26 protein-coding genes are annotated in these 26,666 nt (G+C 71.3%); 14 read left to right on the forward strand and 12 right to left on the reverse strand.

From position 1 onward, the window contains the following. Window positions 1-17 precede the first annotated feature (17 nt). Window positions 18-659, forward strand: a complete 642-nt coding sequence (locus R8Z57_RS16005; RefSeq protein WP_318354781.1) for an LON peptidase substrate-binding domain-containing protein — start codon at window positions 18-20, stop codon at window positions 657-659. A 115-nt stretch (window positions 660-774) separates the two neighbouring features. On the opposite strand, the gene R8Z57_RS16010 is transcribed toward R8Z57_RS16005, so the two are convergent. Both R8Z57_RS16010 and R8Z57_RS16015 read right to left on the reverse strand, forming a co-directional pair. Beyond that, complete coding sequence (locus R8Z57_RS16010) at window positions 775-1,791, reverse strand: LacI family DNA-binding transcriptional regulator (protein WP_318354782.1); 1,017 nt, start codon at window positions 1,789-1,791, stop codon at window positions 775-777. Between the two features lie 122 nt (window positions 1,792-1,913). Next, window positions 1,914-3,599 carry an alpha-amylase family glycosyl hydrolase gene (locus R8Z57_RS16015; protein WP_318354783.1) on the reverse strand — a complete coding sequence of 562 codons (1,686 nt, stop codon included), beginning with the start codon at window positions 3,597-3,599 and terminating at the stop codon, window positions 1,914-1,916. Window positions 3,600-3,768: 169 nt separating this feature from the next. Between R8Z57_RS16015 and R8Z57_RS16020 the strand changes: the two genes are divergently transcribed. From R8Z57_RS16020 to R8Z57_RS16030, 3 genes are all read left to right on the forward strand, one after another. Beyond that, complete coding sequence (locus tag R8Z57_RS16020; protein ID WP_318354784.1) at window positions 3,769-4,233, forward strand: hypothetical protein; 465 nt, start codon at window positions 3,769-3,771, stop codon at window positions 4,231-4,233. Between the two features lie 5 nt (window positions 4,234-4,238). Continuing rightward, window positions 4,239-6,152, forward strand: a complete 1,914-nt coding sequence (locus R8Z57_RS16025) for a M64 family metallopeptidase (protein ID WP_318354785.1) — start codon at window positions 4,239-4,241, stop codon at window positions 6,150-6,152. Window positions 6,153-6,301: 149 nt separating this feature from the next. Next, entirely contained in the window at window positions 6,302-6,820 is a 519-nt protein-coding gene (locus tag R8Z57_RS16030) for an adenine phosphoribosyltransferase (RefSeq protein WP_318354786.1), read from the forward strand. A 15-nt stretch (window positions 6,821-6,835) separates the two neighbouring features. On the opposite strand, the gene R8Z57_RS16035 is transcribed toward R8Z57_RS16030, so the two are convergent. Beyond that, complete coding sequence (locus tag R8Z57_RS16035; RefSeq protein ID WP_318354787.1) at window positions 6,836-7,414, reverse strand: pyridoxamine 5'-phosphate oxidase family protein; 579 nt, start codon at window positions 7,412-7,414, stop codon at window positions 6,836-6,838. A gap of 147 nt (window positions 7,415-7,561) precedes the next feature. Next, window positions 7,562-8,185 carry a hypothetical protein gene (locus R8Z57_RS16040; protein ID WP_318354788.1) on the reverse strand — a complete coding sequence of 208 codons (624 nt, stop codon included), beginning with the start codon at window positions 8,183-8,185 and terminating at the stop codon, window positions 7,562-7,564. 226 nt (window positions 8,186-8,411) lie between these two features. On the opposite strand from R8Z57_RS16040, the gene R8Z57_RS16045 reads away from it, so the two are divergent. Together R8Z57_RS16045 and R8Z57_RS16050 are read left to right on the forward strand one after the other, a co-directional pair. Further along, a complete protein-coding gene (locus R8Z57_RS16045) occupies window positions 8,412-9,593 on the forward strand; it encodes a sensor histidine kinase (protein WP_318354789.1) in 1,182 nt (393 codons plus the stop codon). Further along, a complete protein-coding gene (locus R8Z57_RS16050) occupies window positions 9,590-10,288 on the forward strand; it encodes a response regulator transcription factor (RefSeq protein ID WP_318354790.1) in 699 nt (232 codons plus the stop codon). Before R8Z57_RS16045 ends, R8Z57_RS16050 begins: the two co-directional genes overlap by 4 nt. A 105-nt stretch (window positions 10,289-10,393) precedes the next feature. Here the strand turns inward: R8Z57_RS16050 and R8Z57_RS16055 are convergent, their stop codons facing one another. After that, window positions 10,394-11,326 (reverse strand): 2-hydroxyacid dehydrogenase, encoded by a 933-nt coding sequence (locus tag R8Z57_RS16055; RefSeq protein WP_318354791.1) that lies wholly within the window; start codon window positions 11,324-11,326, stop codon window positions 10,394-10,396. 103 nt (window positions 11,327-11,429) lie between these two features. Between R8Z57_RS16055 and R8Z57_RS16060 the strand changes: the two genes are divergently transcribed. After that, window positions 11,430-11,861 carry a DUF1761 domain-containing protein gene (locus R8Z57_RS16060; RefSeq protein WP_318354792.1) on the forward strand — a complete coding sequence of 144 codons (432 nt, stop codon included), beginning with the start codon at window positions 11,430-11,432 and terminating at the stop codon, window positions 11,859-11,861. Between the two features lie 109 nt (window positions 11,862-11,970). Here the strand turns inward: R8Z57_RS16060 and purQ are convergent, their stop codons facing one another. Next, window positions 11,971-12,678, reverse strand: a complete 708-nt coding sequence (gene purQ / locus R8Z57_RS16065; RefSeq protein WP_318354793.1) for a phosphoribosylformylglycinamidine synthase subunit PurQ — start codon at window positions 12,676-12,678, stop codon at window positions 11,971-11,973. Beyond that, window positions 12,675-12,923 carry a phosphoribosylformylglycinamidine synthase subunit PurS gene (purS, locus tag R8Z57_RS16070; RefSeq protein WP_318354794.1) on the reverse strand — a complete coding sequence of 83 codons (249 nt, stop codon included), beginning with the start codon at window positions 12,921-12,923 and terminating at the stop codon, window positions 12,675-12,677. Before purS ends, purQ begins: the two co-directional genes overlap by 4 nt. A gap of 459 nt (window positions 12,924-13,382) precedes the next feature. Here purS and R8Z57_RS16075 point away from each other — a divergent pair, with 459 nt between their 5' ends. From R8Z57_RS16075 to R8Z57_RS16095, 5 genes are all read left to right on the forward strand, one after another. Beyond that, window positions 13,383-14,624 (forward strand): ABC transporter substrate-binding protein, encoded by a 1,242-nt coding sequence (locus R8Z57_RS16075; protein ID WP_318354795.1) that lies wholly within the window; start codon window positions 13,383-13,385, stop codon window positions 14,622-14,624. Between the two features lie 99 nt (window positions 14,625-14,723). Continuing rightward, window positions 14,724-15,791 carry a carbohydrate ABC transporter permease gene (locus R8Z57_RS16080; RefSeq protein WP_404810355.1) on the forward strand — a complete coding sequence of 356 codons (1,068 nt, stop codon included), beginning with the start codon at window positions 14,724-14,726 and terminating at the stop codon, window positions 15,789-15,791. Continuing rightward, a complete protein-coding gene (locus tag R8Z57_RS16085; RefSeq protein ID WP_318354797.1) occupies window positions 15,788-16,699 on the forward strand; it encodes a carbohydrate ABC transporter permease in 912 nt (303 codons plus the stop codon). The genes R8Z57_RS16080 and R8Z57_RS16085 overlap by 4 nt, the downstream gene beginning before the upstream one ends. Window positions 16,700-16,739: 40 nt before the next feature. Then, window positions 16,740-18,218 (forward strand): glycoside hydrolase family 1 protein, encoded by a 1,479-nt coding sequence (locus R8Z57_RS16090; protein WP_318354798.1) that lies wholly within the window; start codon window positions 16,740-16,742, stop codon window positions 18,216-18,218. A 148-nt stretch (window positions 18,219-18,366) separates the two neighbouring features. After that, a complete protein-coding gene (locus R8Z57_RS16095) occupies window positions 18,367-19,380 on the forward strand; it encodes a LacI family DNA-binding transcriptional regulator (RefSeq protein WP_318354799.1) in 1,014 nt (337 codons plus the stop codon). Between the two features lie 174 nt (window positions 19,381-19,554). Here R8Z57_RS16095 and R8Z57_RS16100 read toward each other — a convergent pair whose 3' ends face one another. The 4 genes from R8Z57_RS16100 to R8Z57_RS16115 form a co-directional block, all read right to left on the reverse strand. After that, window positions 19,555-20,442, reverse strand: coding sequence for a VOC family protein (locus R8Z57_RS16100; protein ID WP_318354800.1), 888 nt, complete (start codon window positions 20,440-20,442; stop codon window positions 19,555-19,557). A 214-nt stretch (window positions 20,443-20,656) separates the two neighbouring features. Next, window positions 20,657-22,003, reverse strand: coding sequence for a uracil-xanthine permease family protein (locus tag R8Z57_RS16105; protein WP_318354801.1), 1,347 nt, complete (start codon window positions 22,001-22,003; stop codon window positions 20,657-20,659). Window positions 22,004-22,112: 109 nt separating this feature from the next. Next, complete coding sequence (locus R8Z57_RS16110; RefSeq protein WP_318354802.1) at window positions 22,113-23,102, reverse strand: phosphoribosylaminoimidazolesuccinocarboxamide synthase; 990 nt, start codon at window positions 23,100-23,102, stop codon at window positions 22,113-22,115. A gap of 106 nt (window positions 23,103-23,208) precedes the next feature. Beyond that, window positions 23,209-24,063: a hypothetical protein gene (locus R8Z57_RS16115; RefSeq protein ID WP_318354803.1), complete on the reverse strand. Its 855-nt coding sequence runs from the start codon at window positions 24,061-24,063 to the stop codon at window positions 23,209-23,211. A 223-nt stretch (window positions 24,064-24,286) separates the two neighbouring features. Here R8Z57_RS16115 and R8Z57_RS16120 point away from each other — a divergent pair, with 223 nt between their 5' ends. After that, on the forward strand, window positions 24,287-25,537 hold the full coding sequence (locus R8Z57_RS16120; protein ID WP_318354804.1) for a sensor histidine kinase: 1,251 nt from the start codon (window positions 24,287-24,289) through the stop codon (window positions 25,535-25,537). 30 nt (window positions 25,538-25,567) lie between these two features. Further along, window positions 25,568-26,248 (forward strand): response regulator transcription factor, encoded by a 681-nt coding sequence (locus R8Z57_RS16125; RefSeq protein WP_318354805.1) that lies wholly within the window; start codon window positions 25,568-25,570, stop codon window positions 26,246-26,248. 6 nt (window positions 26,249-26,254) lie between these two features. Here the strand turns inward: R8Z57_RS16125 and R8Z57_RS16130 are convergent, their stop codons facing one another. Continuing rightward, window positions 26,255-26,596, reverse strand: coding sequence for a hypothetical protein (locus R8Z57_RS16130; protein ID WP_318354806.1), 342 nt, complete (start codon window positions 26,594-26,596; stop codon window positions 26,255-26,257). Window positions 26,597-26,666 lie beyond the last annotated feature (70 nt).

Consider the following 26,666-nt stretch of genomic DNA (forward strand, 5'->3'; position numbering starts at 1 on the left):
CTGATTGACTGTCAGCCATGGACGTCGTCGCGATGTTCCCGCTCGGAAGCGTGCTCTTCCCGTATACGCCGCTGGTGCTGCGGGTGTTCGAGCCGCGCTACCTCACCATGATGGGGCACCTGCTCGACCTCGAAGAGCCGGAATTCGGCGTCGTGCTCATCGAGCGCGGGTTCGAGGCCGGCGGCGGGGATCAGCGCGCTTCGGTGGGCACCATGGCGCGCATCCTGCAGGTCGAGGCCGGAGCGACGGACCTCTACGTGGTGGCCGTGGGGGGAGAGCGCATCGCCGTCGCCGGCTGGCGCCAGGACGACCCTCACCCGGTGGCCGATGTGTCGACGGTTCCCGCGCTCGTCTGGGACGACGCGCTGGCACCGCTCCACCGCGAAGCGGAGCAGATCGTGCGGCGCCTCGCGACGCTCGCGTCGGTCCTCGATGAGGCGCGATGGGACCCCGCGACGCCCCTGTCGGAAGACCCGGTGGAGTCGGCCTGGCAGCTCGCCGCCATCGCTCCGCTCGGCGAGTACGACCGATTCCGTCTGCTGAACTCGACGAGCCTCGGCGGTCTGCTGCGCGCCATCATCGACCTGTGCCTCGAGGAGGAGCCGGTGCTCATCGCCCGCGCCGCCGACGCGCGCGACGAGGACGACAGCGATCTCTGAGGCGAGAGCGCAGCGACCAAGCGAAACGCCCGGGGCCCGACGCAGTGTCGGGCGCCCGTGTCGTCTCGCTCGCTCGACGACCGGGGCCGACCGAAGGGCGGGAACGCAGGCCGGCTCAGGCGGGGAGGCGGGCCGTCGAGCCGCGCACGATGAGCTCGAAGGGCAGCTCGCCCGGCCGGTGCGCGGGGGGCGCGGCATCCGATTCCAGCTCCTGCAGGATCGCCTCCGCGGCACGCTCACCCTGCCCGAGCGGGAACTGGTCGACCGTGGTGAGCCGGAAGAACTCGCCGAGCTCGTGGCCGTCGATGCCGACGACCGAGAGGTCTTCGGGCACGCGGTAGCCGAGTTCGCGGGCCGCCAGCAGCGCCCCGATCGCCATCTCATCGGATGCCGCGAAGATGGCCGTCGGGCGGCCTCCGGGCTTGCCGAGCAGCTGCTTGGCGGCGCGGAAACCGCCCTCGATGGTGAAGTCGGCCGGCTCGAACAGCGACGGGCTCACCGGGATGCCGGCATCGGCCAGCGCCTGCTCGAAGCCCTGCCGGCGCTGGGTGGGGATGTGGAAGTCGATGTCGAACTCGGGGCTCGCGCCGATGTGGGCGATCTCGCGGTGACCCAGCGCGAGCAGGTGCTCGGTGGCAAGTCGTGCGACCGCGACGTCGTCGACCGTCAGGGTCGTCAGGAGCGGGTTGGGGCCGCCGATCGCGATGACGGGCAGGTCGAGCTCGACGAGGCGCTCGGTCTCTTCGCGGCCGAGCTCGAGCGAGATCGCGATCACCCCGTCGACGCGCTGGCGCCGCAGGAAGGTGTCGAAGACGTCGTGACGCTCGGCGCGGTCGGCGGTGAGGCTGTACAGCGTGATGTCGTAGCCGCGTCGCATGAGCGCCGAAGCGATGCCGCTCAGCACCGTCGAGAAGAACCAGCGGTCGAGGAACGGCACCAGCACGCCGATGTTGCGCGTGCGTCCGGAGGCGAGGCTGGACGCCGACGCCGAGACCACGTAGCCGAGGCTCTTCGCCGCCGCCTCGACCTTCGCCTTGGCGCCCGCGGAGACGTGGCCGCGCCCGCTCAGGGCGCGCGAGACGGTCGCAGTCGAGACGCCCGCCGCGCGGGCGACCTCATCGATGCTGACCACGTCGTCTCCCTGTCCCCTTCGTTGACCTGGCTCATGTGTACAACACGCCAGGCGTGTCGCGGACATCTACGCCAACTCATCGGGTGTGTCGCTGAGTGGATGCCGCACGCCGGCCGGGCGGGTCAGCCCTGGTCGACCACCCAGACCGTCGTGTCGGCCGGGATGGCGCCGCCCGCGAGCGGGCCACTCGACGCGATCACGATACCGTCCGGCAGCGCGATAGGGGTGCTGCCGACATTCGCCACGACGGAGACATTCCCGTTGCGGAATGCGACGGCGTCGGCGCCGTAGCCCTCGAGCCACTCCAGTGAGCCGGCGCCGAGCGAGCGCGCGCGACGCTCCGCGAGCAGCGTGCGGTACAGCTCGAGCGTCGAGCCCTCGACGCCCGACTGCGCGTCGCGCGCGAGCGTCGCCCACTCGGCGGGCTGGGGCAGCCACGACGCCCCTGAAGTGTTGAAGCCATAGGCCGGGGCATCCGCGTTCCACGGGATCGGCACGCGGCAGCCGTCGCGACCGTACCGCTCGCCGTTCGTGCGGAACCACGTCGGGTCCTGACGGGCGTCGCCGGGGATGTCGATGACCTCGGGCAGACCGAGCTCCTCACCCTGGTACAGGTACGCCGAACCGGGGAGCGCGAGCATGAGCGCCGTCGCCGCGCGTGCGCGGGCGAGGCCCACCTCGGGGATCGGCTGTCCGGGCGAGTCCGGGCCGATGCCGTGCCCCTGCGGGTTCTCGGCGGTCAGCGCGAGGCGCGACGCGTGGCGCACGACGTCGTGGTTCGAGAGCACCCAGGTCGAGGGTGCGCCGACGCCGGGGAAGGCGCGCAGCGACACGTCGATGACCGTGCGCAGGTCGGCGGCGTCCCACTCCGTCGACAGGTACGGGAAGTTGAACGCCTGGTGCATCTCGTCGGCGCGCACCCACTGGGCGGTGCGCTCGGCCGTCGGCAGCCAGGCCTCGGCGGCGAGGGCGCGGTCGCCCGCGTACTCCTCCATGATCTTCCGCCAGTCGCGGTACACCTCGTGCACGGTGTCCTGACCCCAGTAAGGGACGTTCTCCTCTTCGCCGCCCATCGAGCCGGCCTCGGGGTCGGGGATGTAGTCGGGCAGGCCCTCGGCCTTCATCAGGCCGTGCGCCACATCGACGCGGAAGCCGTCGACGCCCCGGTCGAGCCAGAAGCGCAGGATGCGGCGGAACTCCTCGCGCACGACCTCGTTCGACCAGTCGAAGTCGGGCTGCGACGAGTCGAAGAGGTGCAGGTACCACTGGCCGGGGCGGCCGTCGGCCTCGACGACGCGGGTCCAGGCGGGGCCGCCGAAGACGGACTCCCAGTTGTTCGGGGGCAGCTCGCCCTCGAGGCCCTTGCCGTCGCGGAACATGTACCGCGCACGCTCGGGGCTGCCGGGCGCGGCGGCCAGCGCCTGCTGGAACCACTCGTGCTGGTCGGAGGAGTGGTTCGGGACGAGATCGACGATGACGCGGATGCCGCGGTCATGGGCGCCGGCGAGCATCTCGTCGAAGTCGGCCAGGGTGCCGAACAGCGGGTCGACGTCGCAGTAGTCGCTGACGTCGTAGCCGGCGTCCTTCTGCGGCGACCGCTGGAACGGGCTCAGCCAGATGGCGTCGATGCCGAGGCTCTGCAGGTCGTCGAGGTGCGCCGTGACGCCGGGGAGGTCGCCGATGCCGTCGCCCGACGCGTCCGCGAAGGAGCGCGGGTAGATCTGGTAGATGACGGCGGTGCGCCACCATTCGCCGCCGAGCGGGGCGAGGAACGCGTCCGTGCGTTCAGCGGTCTGTGCGGAAGTCATCGGGCCAGTGTACTGCAAGCGCTTACAGTCCCACGCCATGGCCTTCCTCCTTTCGTGCGCCTTCCCGGCCACGCCCGCAGATCCCTCGCCTCGGCACCGCCGCGGTATCACCGGGTGACGGCGCCCGCTCTTCCTGAGGGTCAATGTCCATCGATCCGGAGGTGCAGCGATGAGCTCTCCCGAGATGCCGGGCAGCAGCCCCGGCGAAGAGACGCCGAGCGGCCCTGCCGCCCTGCGCCTGATCTACGAGTACGAGGACGGCGACGTCCGCCTCGTCAGCCAGCAGCGCGTCGATGTCGCGGTGTCGGGCTTCGACCTCGCCGAGGCCCCGAGCGTCGACCACGTCGAAGTGCGCGACGTCGAGGGCACGGCGCTGTCGCGGGTGACAGTCCGCAACGCCCTGCCCGAGTCGCTCGAGGTGTTCGGCGAGCCGGGCGAGGCCATCACGCGTGTGCCCGACACCGTGCGCCGCGGCGCCTTCACTGTCGTCGTGCCCGCTCCCGAGGCGGCGGCGCGGGTCGTGCTGCAGCGACCGGCGGCACCCGAGGCCGAGCCCGCCCCCGGCGAACCCGGCGTGCGAGGCGTCGAGCCTCCCGCCCCGGCCGTCCTGTCGGACGACGCGATCGAGGGGTGAGGGCGATGACCACCGCAGACGGCGCCGTCATCGGCACCACCCAGATTCACGGGAACGCCCCGCGCAACCGGGCGTTCAACATCGTCCTCCTCGGCGACGGCTTCACCGCCGCCCAGCAGGGCGCCTTCGACACCGCGGCGTCGGACTTCGTCACGGCGCTCCTCGGCACCGAGCCCTTCGGCGACCTGCGCCCGGTGATCAACGTTTTCCGCGTGAACGTGCGCTCCACCGACAGCGGCGCCGACGACCCGGCCGCCGCCGGGGGCACCGGGGCCACCGCACGGACGTACTTCGATGCCAGCTTCGGCGGTGGCGGCATCCGTCGTCTCCTCCTCGCCAACACGGCGACGGTGCTCACGACGGCCGCCGCGCAGGTGCCGGAGTTCACCCTGGCGCTGCTGGTGGTGAACTCCACGGTGTACGGCGGGGCCGGCGGCTCGATCGGCACGTACTCGCTCGCCGGCGGGGCCACCGAGATCGCGATCCACGAGGCCGGGCACACCGCCTTCGGGCTCGCGGACGAGTACCCGTACTGGGCGGGCGGCAACGAGGCCGATCGACAGCACCACCCGCCGACCGAGCCGGGCGAGCCCAACGTCACGATCAACACCGACCGCAACACGCTCAAGTGGCGCTGGGCGGTGGCGGCGAGCACGCCCATCCCGACGCAGACCAATCCGAACCCGGCGATCGAGGACTACTCGCCGAGCCCCGTCGCCGACGGGACGGTCGGCACGTTCGAGGGTGCGCACTATTACCACGCGGGCGCCTACCGGCCGGAGTGGAACTGCAAGATGCGCAACCTCGGCGTGAAGTTCTGCGCCGTGTGCAAGGCGGTGATCTGGAACAGGTTCCGGCCGCTCATGACCCAGGAGGTGCGCGCCGGCGCGCTCATGTCGGTCGTCGCCCGCTACCCCGAGCACCTCGACGTGTTCGCGGTCGCGCCCGACGGGCGATGCGTGTCGAACTGGTGGGATGCCGGCTCGGGCTGGGCGGGCTGGTTCTCGCTCATGGGCGGGGTGGCGTCGCCCGGTGGCGCCGGCTCGCCGATCACGGCGATCTCGCGCTTCGACCGGCACCTCGACCTCTTCACGGTCGGCACCGACAACCGCGTCTACTCCGCGTGGTGGAACGCCGCGACCGGCTGGTCGAGCTGGTTCGTGCTCGGCACCATCCGCTGCCGTCCGGGCTCGGTGATCACCGCGCTCGCCCGCTACACCGATCAGATCGACCTCTTCACGACCGACGAGAGCGGCCGCACGATGACGATCTGGTGGAACGGCGCAGGCGGCTGGGCGCGCGACTGGGTGCACATCGGCGGCGGCATCGCCGCGAACGGCGCACCCGTGACCGCCGTCGCCCGGCGCCCGCACCACCTCGACATCTTCACCGTCGGCACCGACAACCGGGTGTACTCGGCGTGGTGGGACCAGCGCTCGGGGTGGTCGGGGTGGTTCCCCATCAACGGCATCACGTGCCGGCCCGACTCGACGGTCACAGTGGTGGCGCGGCATCCTGATCAGCTCGACCTGTTCACCACGGACAGTGCGGGGCGCATCATGTCGACCTGGTGGAACGTCACCGGCGGCTGGGCGCGCGGCTGGTTCCAGGTGTCGGGCGGGGTGGCGTCGCCGGGGTCGGACGTCACCGCCATCGCCCGGTACGACAACCACCTCGACCTGTTCGTCATCGGCACCGACAACCGCGTCTACTCCACGTGGTGGCACGAGGGCGGCAACTGGGCCGGCTGGTTCAACGTGTCGGGCGGCGTCGGCAGGCCCGGCGGCCAGGTCGCGGCCATCAGCCGCGTCGCCGAGCAGATCGACGTGTTCGTCACCGGCAGCGACGGCATCGCCTACAGCACATGGTGGAACGGCGCCGGGGGCTGGGCGGGCTGGTTCCAGCTCGGGATCACCTGACCTGGACGGACAGCGGATGCCGCGGCCGGCGCGTCCGGCGGCGGCATCCGCTGCCTCGGGATCCGGTGCGCCGGGTGCGGGCGTTTCGTCTCCGTCGCTGCGCTCCTCGCTCGACGACCGAGGGCGGCCGGCGGCGTAGGGTGAGAGCCGTGCCGTCCGAAGCCCTGACACGAGCCGAGTCCCTCATCCGGACGATCCCCGACTACCCCGAGCCCGGGGTCATGTTCCGCGACATCACGCCGCTGCTGGCCGACGCGTCGGCCCTGCGCACCGTCATCCACGCGATGATCGCGCCGTTCGAGGGGTCGTTCGACGTCGTCGCCGGGGTCGAGGCGCGCGGGTTCCTCCTCGCGGGCGCGGTCGCGATGGAGGCCGGGGTGGGCCTCGTGCCGGTGCGCAAGGCGGGCAAGCTGCCGTTGCCCGCGGCATCCGTCACCTACGCGCTCGAGTACGGCACGGCCACGATCGAGGCGCACGACGACATCGCCGACGGCACCCGGGTGCTCCTGGTCGACGACGTGCTCGCCACCGGCGGAACCCTCGTCGCGGCGCACGAGCTCGTCGCCGCGCTGGGCGGCGTCGTCGTCGGCACCGCCGTGCTCATGGAGCTCGCGGCGCTGGGCGGCCGCGAGATCGTGGGCGACGTGCACACGGTCTTCACCGCCTGACGCCGCGGCGGCGGGTCAGGGTTCGCGACCCGCGTCGGGCACGGTGTCGGTGGCCCCGGTGCGGGGCTCGAAGTGGGGGATCGGCGCCGGGCGCTCGCCGCGTGCCGGGCGCTGCTCGCCGGCCGCCGGCCGCGTCGCGTCACCCTCGAACGCGATCGACGGGCCGGTGCGGCCGGCGTGCGATGGGAAGCGGCGGCCGGTCACCGTGTTCGCCGTGACCTTCATCACGAAGAGCTTGGAGGTCGGACTCCAGGAGGCGAGACCGGTCACGCCGCTGTCGCGGATCTCGTCCTCGCGCGTGACCCGCTCGGCGCGGCCCCGGATCACGACGCTCCAGTAGGCGTCGCCGGCCTCGCCGTCGACCTCGAACGCCACCATCGGGTGGTGGGCGATGTGCAGCAGCTTGGCGTCGCGCGCGGTGCGGATGAAGACCGCCCCCTCGTGTGCGACGTAGTTCACGGGGAAGATGTCGGGCGACCCGTCGGCGTTGTCGACCGCGAGGCGCCCGAGCTGCGCGCCCTGCAGGTACTCCCAGCACGTCGCGGCGTCGAGGCGCTCCACCTTCGGCGTCCGGTCCGATCTCGCATCGTTCATCGCGTCACCGCCCTCTCTTCGGTCATACCCCAGACCCGCCGCGATGAGAAGAGCCGGAGCGTCACCGCACGCTCGGGGGTCGCACCCGCCGGCGACGCGCACCGCGCAGGGCCGAGGCATCCACCCCGGCCCTGCGCGATGTGCGTGTCAGCGAGCCGCGCGCCGACGAGCGCGCGACTGCGCGCCGCCGGCGAGGAGCACGATGCCCAGCGCCGAGACGAACAGGCCTGCCGGCACGCCGCCGCCCATCTGCGAGAAGAACAGCAGCAGCACCTGCACGAACGGCAGGGGCAGCACGAGCCACAGGCTCAGCTGGCGGGCGCGCACGAGCGAGACCGTCAGCCCGATCACGCCGACGAGCCACAGCGCATTCGCCGCCATCGCGACGATCGGGAAGAACTCCAGGTCGATGCCGTTGGCCGCGCTCGTCGCGGTGCCGAGCGTCAGGAGCACGGTGCCGGTGCCGGCGACGAACGCACCCCAGCTCGACCGGGCGTACCGGGCGAGGCCGACGAAGAGCACCGCGAAGGCCCACAGGCTGAGCGTGAACATCACGAGGATCACGCGGGTGCGGGGATCGATCGCCGGATCCTCATCCTGCGGGAACAGGTACTGCAGGGTGCCGATCGCGATGGAGAGGATGCCGGCGGTCAGCGCGGCTGCGCCGGCGAGACGGCTGCTCACGCGGCCGATGACGCGGCCGTCGCGAGGGTAGGCGGTGGCGGGGGCGACCGCGGAGGTGCGCCCGGTGGGAGTGGTGACGGCAGCCATGGCCGGCCTTTCTGTCGAGTTCGGGTGCCGCGGTCCGGGATTCCGGGCGACGAGACGAAGCTACGGAGGCGTGCCAGGAGCCGGCATCGTGCGCAGGTCGACGGGCCGATGGCGGCGGGTCGGCCTTCGGGCGCGACCTGCGGCGGGCGCCGGGCAGACCTGCGTGCACCGGAATGTCGACCTTCGTCGCTACTGCCGGAGGCCCGTGCGCACCTAGCATCGGACCGTGATCGCGTCGCCTATCCCCGCTCCCGCGCCGGTGCATGCCGCGGCGGAGTCCCGCGGGTGGCGGCGCTGGACGTCGCCGCTCGACCTTGCGATCGCGGGCGGGATCGGCGTGTGGGCGGTGCTCGAGGCTCTCCTCGTGCCGTCGGGTCACCCGGTGGCGCAGCTCGGGTTCGCGCTCGTGATCTCCCTGCCCCTCGCGGTGCGCCGCCGCTTCCCCGCCGCCGTCATGCTGGTCGTCGCCGCCGCGCTGGTGCTGCATGCGGCGCTCGCGGGGCCCGACGCCACCTTCAACCCGTTCCCGAGCCTGCTCGTGGCGACTTTCACGGTGGCCGAGCGCGTGACGCCGCTGCCGTGGGCGATCCTCCTCGGGCTCGTGCCGATCGCCGCGATGCTGTCGGCCCACGCCCTGGGGTACTTCGGCGCCACCGGCATCGAGACCGCCGGCACCGTCTTCCTCGTTTTCTTCGTCGGCTCGACCTGGGCGGCCGGGCGCATCGTGCGCCACCGCGCGCTGTCGCTCGAGCGCACCCGCGAGGGCTCCGAGCAGCGCGCCGCCGAAGCCGCGGCCTCCGAGCGCCGCCGCATCGCCCGCGAGCTGCACGACATCGTGGCCCACTCGCTCTCGATCGTCGCGCTGCAGGCGGCCGCCGCCGAGCAGTTCGTCGAGCGCGACCCGGCGCGGGCACGGACCCACCTGCAGCTGACCCGGCGCACCGCGCAGAGCGCGCTCGACGAGATGCGGCACCTCCTCGAGGTGCTGCGCGAGGACGAGGCCTCGTATGCGCCGCAGCCCGGCCTGTCGGCACTCCCCGACCTCATCGCCGAGACCCGGGCTGCCGGTCATCGCTGCACGCTGGAGACGGATGCCCCGGCCGAAGGGATCGCCGACGGCCCGGCCCTCGCGGTCTACCGCATCGTGCAGGAATCGCTCACGAACGTGCGAAAGCACGCGCCCGGCGCCGACATCGCGGTGGTGGTGCGCTGGACCGGGAGGGCGGTCGAGCTGCGCGTCGAGAACGGACCGGCGCCCGCGCGCCCCGCGGCGGCGGATGGCAGCGGCCGCGGCCTCCCGGGCATGCGCGAGCGCGCGCGCCTCTACGGCGGCTCGGTCGACTCCGGCCCCACGGCGGCCGGAGGCTGGCTGGTGCAGGCGACGATCCCGGCCGGCGGCGCGTCGTGAACCCGCTCGACGCAGACGGCGTCGCGGGCGACACCGCCGCGGCGGGCCGCGGCATCCGTGTCCTCATCGTCGACGATCACGCGCTGGTCCGCTCGGGCATCCGCGGACTGCTCGAGGCCGCCGATCTCGTGGTCGTCGGCGAGGCGTCCAACGGGCAGGAGGCGGTGGCCGCCGTCCGGACGCTGGCGCCCGACGTGGTGCTCATGGACATCCGGATGCCCGGAATGGACGGCATCGAGGCCACCGGTGTAATCGCGGCCGGCCCCGACGCGCCGCGCGTGCTCGTGCTCACGACGTTCGACCTCGACGAGTACGTGTACCGCGCGCTGGCGGCCGGCGCCTCGGGGTTCCTGCTCAAGGATGCACCGCCGGAGCGCCTGGTCGACGCCGTGCGCACGGTGGCGGCGGGAGAGGCGCTGCTCGCGCCGGAGGTCACCCGGCGTCTCATCGAGCGCTACCTCGGCGCCCCTCCGCCTGACGCCCACCCGCCCGTCGACCTCACCCCGCGCGAGCAGGAGATCTGGCTGTGCATCGCCCGCGGGCGCTCGAACCTCGAGATCGGCCAGGAGCTGTACCTCAGCGAGGCGACGGTCAAGGCGCACGTCACCCGGCTGCTGTCGAAGCTGGGCGTCCGCGACCGCGTGCAGGCGGTCGTGGCCGCGTACGAGACCGGACTCGTCCGGCCCGGCGCCTGACGCCGCTGAACGCGAGTGTGCTTCGCCCCGGGCCGGGCGATCAGCGGTCTGCACGGGGTGCAGTGGTTGCGCGGTCAGCGGCCTCCGCTCGGTGGGGCGGGCGGGTCAGCCGCCGAGCACGACGTTGATCGGCGGCTCGCCGGCGACCAGGCGCTCGATCTGCGTGCGCACGAGCTTCGCGACGCGCGGGCGCATCGCACTGGACGCGCCGCCGACGTGGGGCGAGATGAGCACGCCGGGGAGCGACCACAGCGCGTGGCCCTCGGGGAGCGGCTCGGGATCGGTCACGTCGAGGGCCGCCCGGATCCGCCCGCGGCCGACGTGGTCGACGAGCGCGTCGGTATCGACGAGGGTGCCGCGGCCGACGTTGACGATCAGCGCACCGTCCGGCAGTGCCGCGAGGAAGGCGTCGTCGACGAGGCCCTGGGTCGCCTCGCCACCGGGCAGGGTGAGGATCACGATCTCGGCGCGGGGGAGGAGGTCGGGAAGCTCGTCGATGCCGTGCACCTGCAGGCCGTCCTCCTCGCGCGCACGTGAGGCGACGGGGGTCAGCTCGACCTCGAACGGCAGGAGCCGCGCGGCCACCGCCTTGCCCACGCCGCCGTAGCCGAGCAGCAGCACGCGGCGGTCGGCGAGGCTCTGCGCGAAGACCGGCGACCAGCGGCCGGCGGCGGTGTCGAGCGCGAAGGCGTCGATGTGCCGCTGCGCCGCGAGCGCCAGCCCGACGGCGAGCTCGGCGGTCGAGGTCTCGTGCACGGATGCGGCGTTGGCGAAGCGCAGCCCTCCGGGGAGGATGTCGGCCACGCCGTCGTACCCGATCGACTGGCCCTGCACCAGGCCGACCTCCACGCCCTCCAGGCGCTCCAGCACGCGTGCCATCGACATGTACGGCGGCACGACCATGTCGAACCGCTCGCGGGGGGCGGCGGCATCCATCGGCCAGACCACCAGCTCGACGCCCGCGGGCAGGTCTCCCAGATCGGCGGCGAGTTGCTCGGTGGGGACGCTGACGACGAGATTCCGGATGCCTGTGCTCACCCCGTCCACGCTACCGGCGCGGTGCGGGGCCGGCCCCGCCGCCCGGCGTTACGCTCGCGTCGAGCGGGCGTGCGGCCCAGCGCGCCGAGGCGAGGAGGCGGACATGGTTCCCGAGATCAACTACTGGGCGGTGCTGCTCGCGACCCTGTCGAGCATGGTCGTCGGATCGATCTGGTACACCCCCAAGGTGTTCGGCACGCGTTGGGCGAAGCTGGCGAAAGTCGACATGAACCGGCCGGGTTCCACCGCCGTCGTGCCGATCGTCGTCACGCTGATCGTCAGCTTCGTGACGGCGTGGGTCCTGGCCGGGGCCGCGTCGATCGCCTGGCACTTCTACGACGGCAGCTACCTGCTCGCGGCGCTCGGCACCGGGGTGGTCCTATGGGCGGGTTTCACCGCGGCGCGCTTCATCACGCACGACGCGTTCGAGGGCCGACCCTCATCGCTCACCGTGATGAACATCGCTCACGAACTCGTGACCATCGTGGTGATGGCGCTCATCATCGGCGTCTGGCCGCCCGCCGGAACCGTCTGACCTGGCGCGTTTCGTCTCGGTCGCTACGCTCTCGCGCGCACGACCGGGGTGGGGATTGCGCCCTGGCGGCTCCCGGACGGCGGTCGTCGAGCGAGCGCAGCGAGACGCGTCAGGCGGCGGCGCCCACCACGGCGGCAACGGCCGAGGTGAAGAACGACAGTCCGTCGACGCCCGAGCGCATGGCGGCGGCCGTGTCGGGGCCGAAGCCGGGCTCCACAGCGTGCTCGGGGTGGGGCATGAGGCCCACGACGTTGCCGTGCTCGTTGGTGAGGCCGGCGATGTCGCGGAGCGACCCGTTCGGGTTCACGCCGACGTAGCGGAAGGCCACGAGGCCCTCGCCCTCGAGGCGGTCGAGCTCGGACTCCGAGGCGATGTAGCCGCCGTCCGCGTTCTTCAGCGGGATGACGATCTCCTGGCGGGAGGCGAAATCGCTGGTCCACGCGGTGTCGTTGTTCTCGACGCGCAGGCGCTGGTCACGGCGGATGAACTGCTGGTGCGCGTTGCGGATCAGCCCGCCGGGCAACAGGTGCGCCTCGACGAGCATCTGGAAGCCGTTGCAGATGCCGAGGATCGGCATGCCCTTGGCCGCGGCATCCTTCACCTCGGCCATGATCGGCGCGAGTGCGGCGATGGCTCCCGCGCGCAGGTAGTCGCCGTAGCTGAAGCCGCCGGGAAGAACGAGCGCGTCGACGCCCTCGAGGTCGTGCGAGCCGTGCCAGAGGGCGACCGGCTCGGCGCCGGCGACGCGGATGGCGCGCTGGGCGTCGACGTCGTCGAGCGAGCCGGGGAACGTGATGACCCCGATGCGGGCGGTCATTCCACGACCTCGACGCCGACGACGTCCTCGATGACGGAGTTCGACAGGATCTCGTCGGCGACGCGCCGGGCCTCGGCGAGCACCTCGTCGGTCACCTCGCCGTCGACCGTGAGCTCGAACCGCTTGCCGATGCGCACGGCGCTGAAATCGGCGACACCGAGGCGTGCGAACGCGCCCGAGACGGCCTTCCCCTGCGGGTCGAGCAGCTCGGCCTTGGGCATGACGTCGACGACGATGGTGGGCATCCGGATCCTCCTGGCGGCCGAGGCCGCTGCTATCGGTCGTTGAGCGACACACGTCGTCTCGGTTCGCTCGCTCAGTGCAGGTCTTCGCGAGGAATCGGAGCCGGATGCCGCGGGCAGGGGTCCCCTCCAGTGTACGGGCCGCGGCAACCGCGGTTTCGCCGCCTGCGTCCACCGGCCCACGAGCCGTTCGAATCGCGCACTTTGCAGCTCGGGGGCCGGATTTACGACCAAGTGCGCGATTCGAACGGGGTGATGGGCGTCCGTGACACAACCGTGATGAATCCGTGGGAGCGCTCCCTTGACTTCGTGGGAGCGATCCCATAGCGTTGCGTCTCGTCCGGTGGGAACGCTCCCACGGGCACCACGGCCACGGCACCCGTCCGGGCCGGTCCTGCAACACAACGACCCTGACAACACAAAGGAGTGACAGTGAACGCACGCGCCTTCCGCAGAAGCGCAGTGGCAATCGCCGCATTCTCGGCTTCGGCCATCGTCCTCGCCGGCTGCGCCGGCGGCGGCGGCGACGAGGCCGGCGGCGAAGACGGCCAGATCACGCTGACCCTCGCCACGTTCAACGACTTCGGCTACGACGATGAACTCCTCCAGGAGTACATGGACGAGAACCCGAACGTGAAGATCGTCCACAACAAGGCCGCCATCACCGACGACGCCCGCACGAACTACTTCGCGAAGCTCGGCAAGGAGGGCCTCGCCGACATCGAGGCGGTCGAGGTCGACTGGTTCGCCGAGGCTATGCAGTACTCCGACCTGCTCGCCGAGGTGCCCGACAGCGCCAAGGGCCGCTGGGTCGAGTGGAAGGAAGCGGCCGCCACGGACGCCGACGGCCGTCTGGTCGGCTTCGGCACCGACATCGGCCCGCAGGCCGTCTGCTACCGCGCCGACCTGTTCGCCGCCGCGGGCCTGCCGTCGACGCCCGACGACGTCGCCTCGGCGATCGACGGCGACTGGAACACGTTCTTCGACCTGGCCGACCAGTACAAGGCCGCGACCGGCAAGCCGATGCTCGACTCCGCGAACTCCGCGTTCCAGGGCATCGTCAACCAGATCGAGTTCCCGTACGACGAGCCGGACGGCACCGTCGTCGCGACCGACAACCCCGAGCTCGAGGACGCCTACAACCTGGTCGTCGAGCGCGGCATCCCGAACTCGGCCTACTCGGGCCAGTGGTCGGACGACTGGAACGCGTCGATGGCGAACGGCGAGTTCGCGGCGATGCTGTGCCCGCCGTGGATGCTCGGCATCATCTCGGGCAACGCGCCCGAGGTCACCGGCTGGGAGATCGCCAACGCGTTCCCCAACGGCGGCGGCAACTGGGGCGGCTCGTACCTGACGGTCCCCGCCAACGGCAAGAACGTCGAGGCGGCCCTCGCCCTGGCCGACTGGCTGACCGCTCCGGAGCAGCAGGAGAAGACGTTCGTGAACGTCGGCGCCTACCCGAGCGCGCTCGAGGCGCAGAGCTCGGCATCCATCACCGACGCGACCAACGAGTACTTCGCGGACGCGCCCACCGGCACGATCTTCGCGGACCGCTCCGAGGCGATCTCGGTCACCCCGTATAAGAGCGCGGACTACTTCAAGTACAACACCGCCCTCCAGGACGCGATCACGCGAGTGTTCGACGGTGTCGAGGACGCGCAGACGTCGTGGAACACGTACGTCGCCGAGGTCGAGGCCTTCTGATAGGTCGCGGCTGACGACCGCGCCCGCTCGCCCGGGCGCGATCCGACAGCAGAAGCGGGGTGCGTGCGAGTCCCCCCGGCTCGCACGCACTCCGCCTCCATGCCCACTCTCGACACACCCGAATCGGAGCCACCGGTGACCACGACCGCCACCCGCACCACGGCATCCGGGCCGGCCAATCGGCCCGATCCGGAGCGCCAGCCGCGCGTCCTCTCCTTCTCCCACCGCCTGAGCCGCTGGGATCTGAAGGTCTCCCCCTACCTCTACATCTCGCCGTTCTTCATCCTCTTCGCGATCGTCGGACTCTTCCCGATCGTCTACACGGCGGTCATCTCGTTCCAGGAGTGGGACCTCGTCCGCAACTCCGGCACCTTCGTCGGCTTCGACCAGTACATCTGGATCCTGTCGCAGGCCGACTTCTGGATCGCCCTGCGCAACACCTTCAGCATCTTCCTGCTCTCGTCGGTGCCGCAGCTCATCCTGGCGATGTTCATCGCCGCCATGCTCGACAAGAACATCCGGTCCAAGACTTTCTGGCGGATGAGCGTCCTGCTCCCGTACGTCATGGCGCCGGTCGCCGTCGCGCTGATCTTCAGCAACATGTTCGGCGACAACCACGGCCTGGTGAACAACATCCTCACCAGCATCGGCCTCGAGCCGATCCAGTGGCACAAGGACCCGTTCTGGAGCCACGTCGCGATCGCCACGATGGTCAACTTCCGCTGGACCGGCTACAACGCGCTCATCCTGCTCGCTGCGATGCAGGCCGTGCCGCGCGAGTACTACGAGGCGGCGACCGTCGACGGCGCCAACGCGTTCCGCCAGTTCTGGAGCATCACGCTCCCGTCGCTGAAGCCCACGCTCATCTTCGTGATCATCACCTCGACGATCGGCGGCCTGCAGATCTTCGACGAGCCGCGCATGTACGACCAGACCGGTCGCGGCGGCGCCGCCGGGCAGTGGCTCACGATCACGCTGTACCTGTACAACATCGGCTGGGGCGAGTTCAACTTCGGCCGGGCCGCGGCGCTGGCGTGGATCCTCTTCATCATCATCCTGGCGATCGGTCTCATCAACCTCGCCATCACCCGTGCCCTCGTGCGCGACGAAGGCGGCCGGGGCGTCCTCCAGCGTGGACGCCGGGGCCGGAAGGGAGCCCAGCGATGAGCGCCATCAACACCCCGCCCCTCGCCGTCGTCGAGGAGAACCTCCCCCACGCGGGCCGCCGTCGCAACCGCACCACCAAGATCCGCGGTGTGCGCGCCGGGTTCTGGGTCTACGTCGGTCTCGGCGTCGTCGTGGCCTCGGCGATCTTCCCCTACTACTGGTCGTTCCTGATCGGCTCGGGCGACTCCTCGACGATCAACGACCCCGACATGTCGTGGCTGCCGGGCGGCAACTTCATCGACAACGCGCTGAAGGTGATCAACGACCCGGCGGTCAACTTCTGGCCGGCGCTGTGGAACTCGATCTTCAGCTCGACCGTGATCGCGGCATCCGTCGTCCTCTTCTCGACCCTCGCCGGCTGGGCCTTCGCGAAGCTCCGCTTCCCCGGGGGCAAGTGGCTGCTCGCCTTCGTGGTGGCGACGATGGCGGTGCCCATGCAGCTCGGCGTCGTGCCTCTCTATCTGCTGTTCTCCGACCTCGGCTGGACCGGTCAGATCGGCGCGATCATCATCCCCGCGCTCACCAGCGCGTTCGGCGTGTTCTGGATGACGCAGTACCTGTCGCAGACGGTGCCCGACGAGCTGATCGAGGCGGCGCGCGTGGACGGGGCCAACATGCTCCGCACGTTCTGGACCGTCGGCGTGCCCGCCGCGCGTCCCGCCGCCGCGATGCTGTTCCTCTTCACCTTCGTGGGAGCGTGGAACCAGTTCTTCTGGCCCTTCATCGTGCTCGACCGGCAGAGCCCGACGCTGCCCGTCGCGCTCTCGCTCCTGCAGTCCAACTACTTCGTCGACTACTCGGTCGTGCTGGCCGGGGTGCTGCTCGCGACCATTCCGCTCCTCATCGTGTTCGCCTTCACCGGGCGGCAGCTCGTCAGCGGCATCATGGCCGGCGCGGTGAAGGGCTGATAGACAGATGACCATCGCTTCACGAGAGGACGCTCCGCTGATGACGACCGCGAGCTCGCGCTCCTTCCCTCAGGGGTTCCTGTTCGGCGCCGCGACGGCCGCCTTCCAGATCGAGGGGGCCGCCCATGAGGACGGCCGCCGCGACTCGATCTGGGACGCGTTCTGCCGCGTGCCCGGCGCCGTCATCAACGCCGACAACGGCGACGTGGCGTGCGACCACTACCACCGCTATCCCGACGACGTGGCGCTCATGAAGGAGCTGGGTCTGCAGACCTACCGCTTCTCGACGTCGTGGTCGCGTGTGCGGCCCGACGGCGGCGCGGTCAACGCCCAGGGCGTCGATTTCTACCAGCGACTCGTCGACGAGCTGCTCGGAGCCGGCATCCTGCCGTGGCTCACGCTCTACCACTGGGACCTGCCGCAGGCGCTGCAGGAGAAGGGCGGCTGGGCGAACCGCGACACCGCCGACCTCTTCACCGAGTACGCGCTGACGATGCACGACGCGCTCGGCGACCGCGTGAACGTGTGGACGACGCTCAACGAGCCATGGTGCTCGTCGTTCCTCAGCTACACCGCGGGCATGCATGCCCCCGGTCACTACAGCGTCGAAGAGGGCGTGCTCGCGGCGCACCACCTGCTGCTCGGGCACGGCCAGGCCGTGCGCGAGCTGCGCGCCCGCGACGAGTCGCTGAATCTCGGCATCACGCTGAACCTCACCGTCGCCGAGCCCGTGGACGAGAGCGACCCGGCCGACCTCGACGCCGCCCGCCGCATCGACGGGCAGTTCAACCGCTGGTTCCTCGACCCGATCTTCCGCGGTCAGTATCCGGCCGACGTGGTCGAAGACATCCGGAAGGTGGATGCCGCAGCCATCGCCGCCTGGGAGTCGGCGGTCCGTCCGGGTGACCTCGAGGCCATCGCGACCCCGATCGACACGCTCGGCGTGAACTACTACCACGGCGAGTACGTCGGAGGACACGAGCCGGCGAACCCGCCGACCGGCGGGGACGCGCCGACCGACCGCCCGGGTCGCTCGCCGTATCCGTCGCACGAGGGCATCTTCTGGCACGAGCGCGGCCTGCCCCGCACGCCGATGCAGTGGGAGGTGCAGCCCGAGGGGCTCACCACTCTGCTGCAGCGCGTGTGGGACGAGTACGCGCAGCCGGCCGGCACGGTGCTGTACGTCACCGAGAACGGCGCCGCGTACGACGACGAGCTCGTCGTCGAAGACGGCGTGAAGCACGTGCACGACGGCGATCGCGTGGAGTTCCTGCGCGGGCATCTCGGGGCGATCCTCGACGCCGCCGACGCGGGTGTCGACGTGCGCGGCTACTTCTACTGGTCGCTGCTCGACAACTTCGAGTGGGCCTGGGGGTACGAGAAGCGGTTCGGCATCGTGCACGTCGACTACGACACGCAGGAGCGCACCCCGAAGGACAGCGCCCTCGAGTACCAGCGCATCATCGGCGCCCGGGCGCTCGAGAGCACGGCGGTGGAGGTGCCGGCCGCCGCCCCGTGACGCGGGAGCGGCGGCGGCTCGAGACCGATGCCGTGCGGGGAGAGCCGGGCCGCGGCGCACGCGCCCGGTGGCGGCATCCGCCGTCATGCAACGGCAAGCGGCTCCCCGAGGTCGTCGCCGTGTCGTAGCATCCGGGAGGAGGGACAGAATGAGCACCGACGTCAGTCGTCACGCCGTGACGATCGAGGAGGTCGCCGCCGCGGCGGGGGTCTCGCGATCGACGGTCTCGCGCGTCGTCAACGGATCGACCGCGGTGAGCCCCGAGGCGCTGGAGTCCGTGACGCGCGCGATCTCGGAGCTCAACTACGTCCCCAACCGCGCGGCGCGGTCGCTCGCGAGCCAGAAGACGCACGCCGTGGCGCTGATCGTGCCCGAAGACACCACGCGCTTCTTCGGCGACCCCTTCTTCGCCGCGATCGTGTCGGGCATCAACTCGCGCCTGAGCCGCTCGGACTACGTGCTGAACCTGTTCATCGCGAGCGACGACCCGGGCGACAAGACCACGTCGTACGTGCGCTCGGGGGCTGTTGACGGTGCCATCGTCGTCTCGCACCACACCAGCGACACGTTCATCGACCGCATCGCGAGCGTGGTGCCGGTGGTCTACGGCGGCCGTCCCGTGCGCGAGCGCGAGCGGGACTACTACGTCGACGTCGACAACGTGCGCGGGGCGTACGACGCGACGGTGTTCCTCATCGAGAGCGGACGCAGCCGCATCGCGACCGTGACCGGCCCCCGCGACATGCCCGCCGGCGTCGACCGGCTCAAGGGCTACCGCGACGCGCTGGCCGCGTGGCAGCTCGACGAGATCGCCGTCGAGGACGGCAACTTCACCGCCGACGGCGGCGCCGACGCGATGCGCCGCATCCTCGGCTCGGGCGCGCGCCCCGACGCGGTGTTCGTCGCGAGCGACCTCATGGCCCGGGGCGTGCTGACCGAGCTCGCGGCGGCAGGGCTGCGCGTGCCCGAAGACGTCGCGGTCATCGGCTTCGACGATTCGCCGGTCGCCACGTCGGTGAGCCCGCCGCTCACCACGATGCGCCAGCCGTCGTTCGCGCAGGGGGAGCGCATGGCGACGGTGCTCCTCGACCTGCTCGCGGGGCGGCATCCGCGTCACGTCACGATCCTCGAGACCGAGCTGGTCGTCCGCGACTCGGTCTGACCCGGCCGGCTCGCGAGCTGGGGCGAGGCCTGGCTGGAACATGCAGGTGAGCGGGAGTGGGGCCTGGCTCAGGAGTTGGGATGGGGCCTGGCTGAAGCCTGCTCACCTGTCGCGAGTTGCCGGGTGCGCCGGCATGTTGTGACAGGTGAGCGGGGGTGGGGGTGCGAGCCGGGGTCAGCCGCGGCCGGGGACCGTCGCGTGCAGGAGGTTGCGCCACGGGTCGTCGAACGAGACCGTGCGTCCGTCGTCGCGCACCTCGAGGCCGTGATGACGCAGGCGCTCCGACAGCTCGCCGAGTGCGTCGGCATCGGGCAGCGACAGGTCGACGCGGCCGAGGCCGAGTGCGGGCATGCGAGGACCGGCGCCGCGGGAGTTCCACACGTTCATCGCCATGTGGTGGTGGTATCCGCCCGCGCTGACGAAGAGGGCCTGGTCGCCCATCGCGGCGGTCTGGTCGAACCCGAGCGCGTCGACGTAGAACGCGCGCGCGGTGGCGACATCGCCGACTGACAGATGCACGTGACCGACGGATGCCGCGTCCTCCGCGGTGCCGCCGCCCGCGGCCCGCTCGGTGAGGTGCTCGTCGAGGAAGGCGTTCGGGTCGAGGTAGAGCGTCGCCATCTCGACGCTGCCGTGCGTCCACGACCAGTCGGTGCGGGCGCGGTCCCAGTAGAGCTCCACGCCGTTGCCCTCGGGGTCGGTGAGGTAGAACGCCTGGCTCACCAGGTGGTCTGCTGAGCCGGTGAAGGTCTGCGGTGCGTGCCGGGCGACGCTGTAGAGCGCTGCGGCCAGGGCCTCCTGCGTGTCGAAGAGGATGGCGGTGTGGAACAGCCCGGCCGATCCGGGGGTCGCGTGCCGGAGCGCGGGCTCATGCTGGAGCACCACGACCGGCCGCCCCGCGCGGCCGAGCACGACGCGGTCGCCGTTGGCCGAGATCACCTGCAGCGTGATCACGTCCCGGTAGAACGCGGTCATGCCGTCGAGGTCGCCGACGAGGAGCGTGACCGCGCCCATAGCGGTGGCGGCGGCGAGACGGTCGGCCGGTGCGGATTGTGCATTCATGTGAATGTATAACCCCCGGCATCCGTCCCCCATTCCCCCACCCTGCGCGGGCATGTCCCACTTTCGTTCCCAAAGGGGCGCGGATGGGAACGAAAGTGGGACATGGTCGAGAGATTTCGGGACATCGGCGCCGGTGACCCGGGCGCCGCGTCAGGCCCAGACCGCGCGGTGGGGCGCCCTGGGGGTCAGCGCCGGGTCCCGCCCCGGGCCGCGGTCAGCGCACCGGGGTGTCCTGCGGGTCGCCGCCGAGCTGGCCCACCGCGGGGATCGGGCCGCCGTCGTCGGCGCCGGTCTTGCGCCAGCGGGCGATGAGGTTGCCGAGGTGGTAGATCAGCAGGGCGGCGGCGGCACCGATCACGATGGCGCCGAGCTGGAAGTCGCCCCACACCATCGTGAAGCCGGCGATGGCGATCACGAGCGAGACGGCGGCGGTGTACTGGTTCACCGGGCGCGAGAAGTCGACGCGGTTGTCGACCCAGATCTTGATGCCGATGATGCCGATGAGGCCGTACAGCGCGGTGGTCACGCCGCCCAGCACGCCGGCGGGGATCGAGTTGAACACCGCGCCCACCACCGGCGAGAGCGACAGCAGGATGGCGAAGAGGCCCGCCACCCAGTACGCCGCCGTGGAGTACACGCGCGTCGCCGCCATGACGCCGATGTTCTCGCCGTACGTCGTCGTGCCCGAACCGCCGAAGGTGCCCGCGAGCACGGTCGCCGCGCCATCGGCGATGAGCGCCCGGCCGGTGTACTTGTTGACGGATGCCTCGGTCATGGTCGCGACGCCGCGCACGTGTCCGACGTTCTCGGCGATGAGCACGAGCACGACCGGCAGGAACATCGCGATGACGCTCCAGGTGCCCGGCTCACCGAAGGTGGGGAAGGCGAACGTCGGGAGGCCGAACCACTGGCCGTCGGCGACGAGTTCGTTGACGGCGTCGAAGTTCACCTCGCCGAAGATCAGCGCCGCGATGTAGCCCACGATGACGCCGAGGAAGATCGAGATGCGCCCGAGGAATCCGCGGAACAGCACGCTGAAGAGGATGACCGCGACGAGCGTGATCGTCGCCGTGACGGGCGCCTGCTGGTAGCTCTGCCACGCGACCGGCGCGAGGTTGAAGCCGATGAGCGCGACGATCGCACCGGCGACCACGGGCGGCATGAGCTTCTCGATCCAGCCGAGGCCCGCGAACTGCACGATGAAGCCGACGGCCGCGAGCAGCACGCCGACCGCGACGATGCCCGCGAGCGCCGAGCCCATGCCCTGCGACGCGGTCGCCGCGGTGACCGGCGCGATGAAGGCGAACGAGGAGCCGAGATAGCTGGGGAGGCGGTTCTTCGTGATGAGCAGGAACAGCAGGGTCCCGATGCCCGAGAAGAGCAGCGTGGTCGAGACGGGGAAGCCCGTCAGCACCGGCACGAGGAAGGTGGCCCCGAACATGGCGATGACGTGCTGCGCGCCGATCGCGATCGTCGCCGGCCAGTTCAGCCGCTCGTCGGGTTTCACCACCTTGTCCGGCTCGACGGTCCGGCCGTTGCCGTGAAGGGTCCACAGTGGCATGCGCGCTCGCTCCTTGCGCTCGGGGGGTGTGCTGCGCTCACACTAGCGGCGCGCCGCGTCGGCACGCGGGAGCGTTCCCGACGCGTCTTCTCAACGCCCGGGCCGGGGATCAGGCCGCGGTGAGGCGCTCGAGCAGCTCGCGGTAGCGGGCGGTGGTGCGCTCGATCACATCCGCGGGCAGGCTCGGCGGCTCGCCCTCGCGGGGCGCGGGCCAGTTCGCGGCCAGCCAGTCGCGCACGATCTGCTTGTCGAAGCTGGCCATGCGCTGCTCGGGGGTGGTTCCGGACGCCCAGGCCGCGGCATCCCAATACCGGGACGAGTCGCTGGTGAGCACCTCATCGGCGAGCGTCAGGACGCCGTTCTCATCGACGCCGAACTCGAACTTGGTGTCGGCGAGGATCACGCCGTGCGCTTCGGCGGTGGCCGCCGCCCGGTGGTAGATCTCGAGAGACAGGTCGCGCAGCTCGGCGGCCCGGTCTTCGCCGACCAGGTCGACCGTGCGCTCGTACGAGATGTTCTCATCGTGCTCGCCCATCGGCGCCTTGTAGGCCGGCGTGTAGATCGGCTCGGGAAGGCGGTCGCCGTTCGACAGGCCCGCGGGCAGCGCGATGCCGCACACGGTGCCGCTCTCGCGGTACTCCGCCCAGCCCGACCCGGTGAGGTACCCGCGCACGACGCACTCGATAGGCAGCATGTCGAGGCTCTTCACGACCATAGCCCGGCCCGTCACGGCGTCGGGGATCAGGCTCTGCACGTCGTCGTCGGTGCCGGCCTCGCCGTCGGCGCCGAGGCCGAGGCTGCGCGTGGCGACGAGATGGTTCGGGATGCCGCGGCCGCCGTCCGCACCGGCCAGCTGGTCGAACCACCACAGGCTGAGGGTGGTGAGCAGCTCGCCCTTCCCGGGGATGCCGGGCGAGAGCACGTGGTCGAAGGCGCTCACCCGGTCGCTCGCGACGACGAGCATGCGGGCGGGCCTGGCCTCGGGCTCCGTGCCCGACCCCGGCGCGGAATCGGCCGGCACGTAGAGGTCGCGCACCTTACCCGAGTAGGCGTGGCGCCAGCCGGGGAGCTCGGTCGAGGAGGAGGGGTTCGCCGTCACCCGTCCATTATCCCGGCGCGCGGCGCCGGATTTCGTGGGGCACGTGGATGAGCGTCGCAATGCGAAAGGGTGCGCCGCCTCGGGAGGCGACGCACCCTTTCCCTGATCACTTGACGGCGACGAAGACGTCGTCCGCGAGGATCCCCGGCGTGACGACGAGCACACCGGCGTCGGCGGTGGCGCTTGGCACCGCCAGTGCGATGTTGCCGGTCGCCGATGCGCCGGTGTACAGCTCGGACAGCGTGTCGAGCGGCTCCGGCGCGACGGCGAAGGAGTCGAGGCCGTCGATGGTCACACCGTCCGGCGTGACGTAGTTGACCGACGTGAGCGCGGGCATGCCCTTGTCCGCACCCGTGTACGTCGCGGTGACGTTGATGAGGATGTACTCGTAGCCGGCCTCGGGGCTCTGGTTGACCATGTTCGCCGCGAGGACCTGGTCGGTCGCGCCGAGCGTGACGCTGTTGACAGTGACGTCCCACTCGTCCCCGCTGATGACCGATCCCAGCGGTGCGGGGTTGTCGCGTGAGGCTCCGGTCTCGGCCGCGGGCTCCTCGACAGCCTCGTCAGCTGCGGCATCCTCGCTGGGTGCTGTCACCGAGGTGCCGGTGGAGTCCCCGATGGCGTCGCTGACGGCTGCCGCCGCGAGGGAGAAGAAGACCACGAAGCCGACGATCGTGCCCACGATGCTGAGAACGAGCGCCACGATGCCGGGCCACTTCTTGCCCTTCAGCACGATGGCGACGATACCCAGGACGAACCCGACGGGCAGCAGGATCCAGCCCACGAACAGCGCACCCGGAATGCACGCGAAGATGAAGCCCAGCACTGCCGCGCCCAGCGCGACCCAGCCGAGCGGGTGGACGCGCGTGGTTGCAGGCGGTGCCGCGTTCACCGGCGGCCCGGCCGGCGGCGGAACCGCCGGACCCGTGGGAGAGGGGGGCTGCGTGGTGTCGAACGACATGTGATTTCCCTTCGGAACCTGAAGATGAGAAGGCTCTCATCTGCGGATGGAGTCTATATGCGCCGCCAGTCATGCAGTCGTAGCGGGCGGCTCTGTGACACAGTGCCGGGGTATCACCCGCGCTCGCCTCCTCCAAACGGCCGGAACGCCCCGGTCGATCGGCCGGAGATGTCGGGACGTTCGAAGGCGGCCGGCGTCGCCGGCGCTCTCTAGGCTCGGAGCCATGACCGTCGCAGCGCGCCCCGCTCTCCGCCGGTTCGCGCGCGTCGGACGTGTCGGTCGATCGGTGCTGATCCTCGTGCTCGGCGCGCTGTGCGACATGTACTGCGTGATCAATGTGCCGGGCGCCGCCACGCTGACCGGAGGCGACGAGCCGCAGGCGCAGATCACGCGACTCGGCGTGATGATCGCGCTGGTCGCGATCGCCTGCTGGACGACGGTGTTCGTCCGCGTGCGCATCCCGATCGCGGTCGTCGCCGCCGGGGGCCTGCTGATGCTGGTGGGCGTCTCGTACGTCCTGGCATTGGTCGGCGTCTACCACGCGTTGATCCGGTGGCCCCGCCGCACCCCGCTCATCGGCTCGCTCACCGTCGCCGCCGTGGCTCTGTTCGTGTTGCGGGAGGCGTTCACCGCCTGGGGCGGAGCGCTGGCGTGGACGTTCGACAATGCGCCATACACCGATGCTTCGCCCGTCTGGAACGTCGCGGCTGCGGTCATCGCGGTCCTGTCGCTCGGCCTGGTGGCAGGACTCGTCGCCTACCGACGCGCTCGGATCGAGGCATCCGTCAGCCGCGTCCGCGCGGATTTTGAGCACGAGCGCGCCGACGCGCTCGACATGCAGGTGGCGCGGCAGGCCGAGCGCGAGCGCATCGCGCGCGACCTGCATGACGGCCTGGGGCACCGGCTGTCGTCGGTGGCGCTCGCGGCCGGTGCGTTCGAGGCCCAGGCCGGCACGACCGTCGACCCGGCGCTCACCGAATGGGCTCGCACGGTGCGGCGCCAGGCTCACGCCGCACTGGAGGACGTTCGCGACGTCGTCGGCGGCCTGCGCTCTGATGCCGCCGGCGACGAGGTGCTGCCCCCGGCATCGCTGCGCGGGCTCGCGGCGATGATCTCGGAGCTGCGCGCCGGCGGTCATCGCGTCGACGCGTACGTCGTCGTCGAAGGGATCGAGCGACTGAGCCCGGCGGTCGATGCCGCCGCTTTCCGGATCGTCCAGGAGAGCCTGACGAACGCGATCAAGCACGCCCCAGGCGCGACGGTGTCGCTGACGGTCGATGCGGCACCGGATCGCGGCGTCCGCGTTCGCGTGGAGAACGCCCTCGTGCCCGTCGCCACCGGCGTGCCGAGCGGCGGGCGCGGACTGCTCGGCATCCGCGAACGCGCCGCCTCGGTCGACGGCACGGCGTGGATCGGCCCGCACGCCGGCCGTTTTGTGACGGACGTGAGCCTGCCCTGGCGCGACCGCCCCTGAGAGCGACCGCGCCGCCGATATGGTGGCGGGGTGTCTCCCGTCGACGACCAGCATCCGGTGCGCGTGCTCGTGGTGGACGACGACTTCCTCGTCCGGGCCGCCGTCACGGGCATCCTGAGCCCGCATCCGGCCATCGACGTCGTCGGGACGGCCGCGAGCGGCATGGAGGCGCTTGAGCTCGCCCGCGCGACGCGCACCGATGTCGTGCTGATGGACATCCAGATGCCGGGCATGGACGGCGTCGAGGCGACCCGCGCGCTGCTCGCCGCGGTCGATACCCAGGTCGTCGCGATGACGAGCCTCGCGTCGGCCGAGATGGTGCAGCGGATGCTGGATGCCGGCGCTTACGGCTACATCCTCAAAGACGCCGCGCCCGACGCGCTCGCCGAGGCGGTGCTCACCGTCGCGCGCGGCGACGCCTTCCTCTCGCCGCGGCACACACGCGCGCTGCTGGAGCGCCTCGCCTCGGAGGCCGACCGCGAAGCGCGCCGCGGCGCGGCTGCGCAGTTCGCGAACCTGACCGACCGCGAGCGCGAGGCGGCACGGCTCGTCGCTGCCGGGGCGACCGATGGCGAGATTGCCCAGACGATGCACGTCGCCCTCTCGACGGCGAAGGCGCACATCCAGCAGGCGCGGCTGAAGCTCGGTGCGCGCAACCGCACGCAGGTCGGTGTCATCGTCGAGCGGGCCGGTGAGACGCCGACGGGGTGACGAGGCTCAGGAGGGCGTGATCTCGTCGACGAAGGCGTAGGCATCCGCCATCAGCGGGCCCCATGCGTGCGCGGCCTCGGGGCCGATCAGCACCCACTCGCGCATCGCGCGCCCGCGCATCTCCATGCGCTCGGCCGTCCCCGACTCGACCAGCTCGTCGGCGCGGGCCTCGGGCACCTTGACCACGAGCGATCCGCGGTAGCCGACGAAGGCGAACACCTTGCCGCGGATGCGCAGGCCCTCGCTGCCGAACATCGGGCCGATGTCGACACCGGGCCGCGCCAGGTACCCGGCCGCGAGCGGGTCGAAGATGTCGTGAGCGCGCTCCACCGCGGCCGCGTCTGTCATGGCGACAGGGTACGGCCGAGCCCCGACACCGCGCGAGCGCTTCGGAGGCACGGGTGTGCTCCGCGCACGG

It is taken from the genome of Microbacterium sp. M3 (genome assembly GCF_033548675.1).
In the GTDB taxonomy this organism is placed as follows: Bacteria; Actinomycetota; Actinomycetes; order Actinomycetales; family Microbacteriaceae; genus Microbacterium; species Microbacterium arthrosphaerae.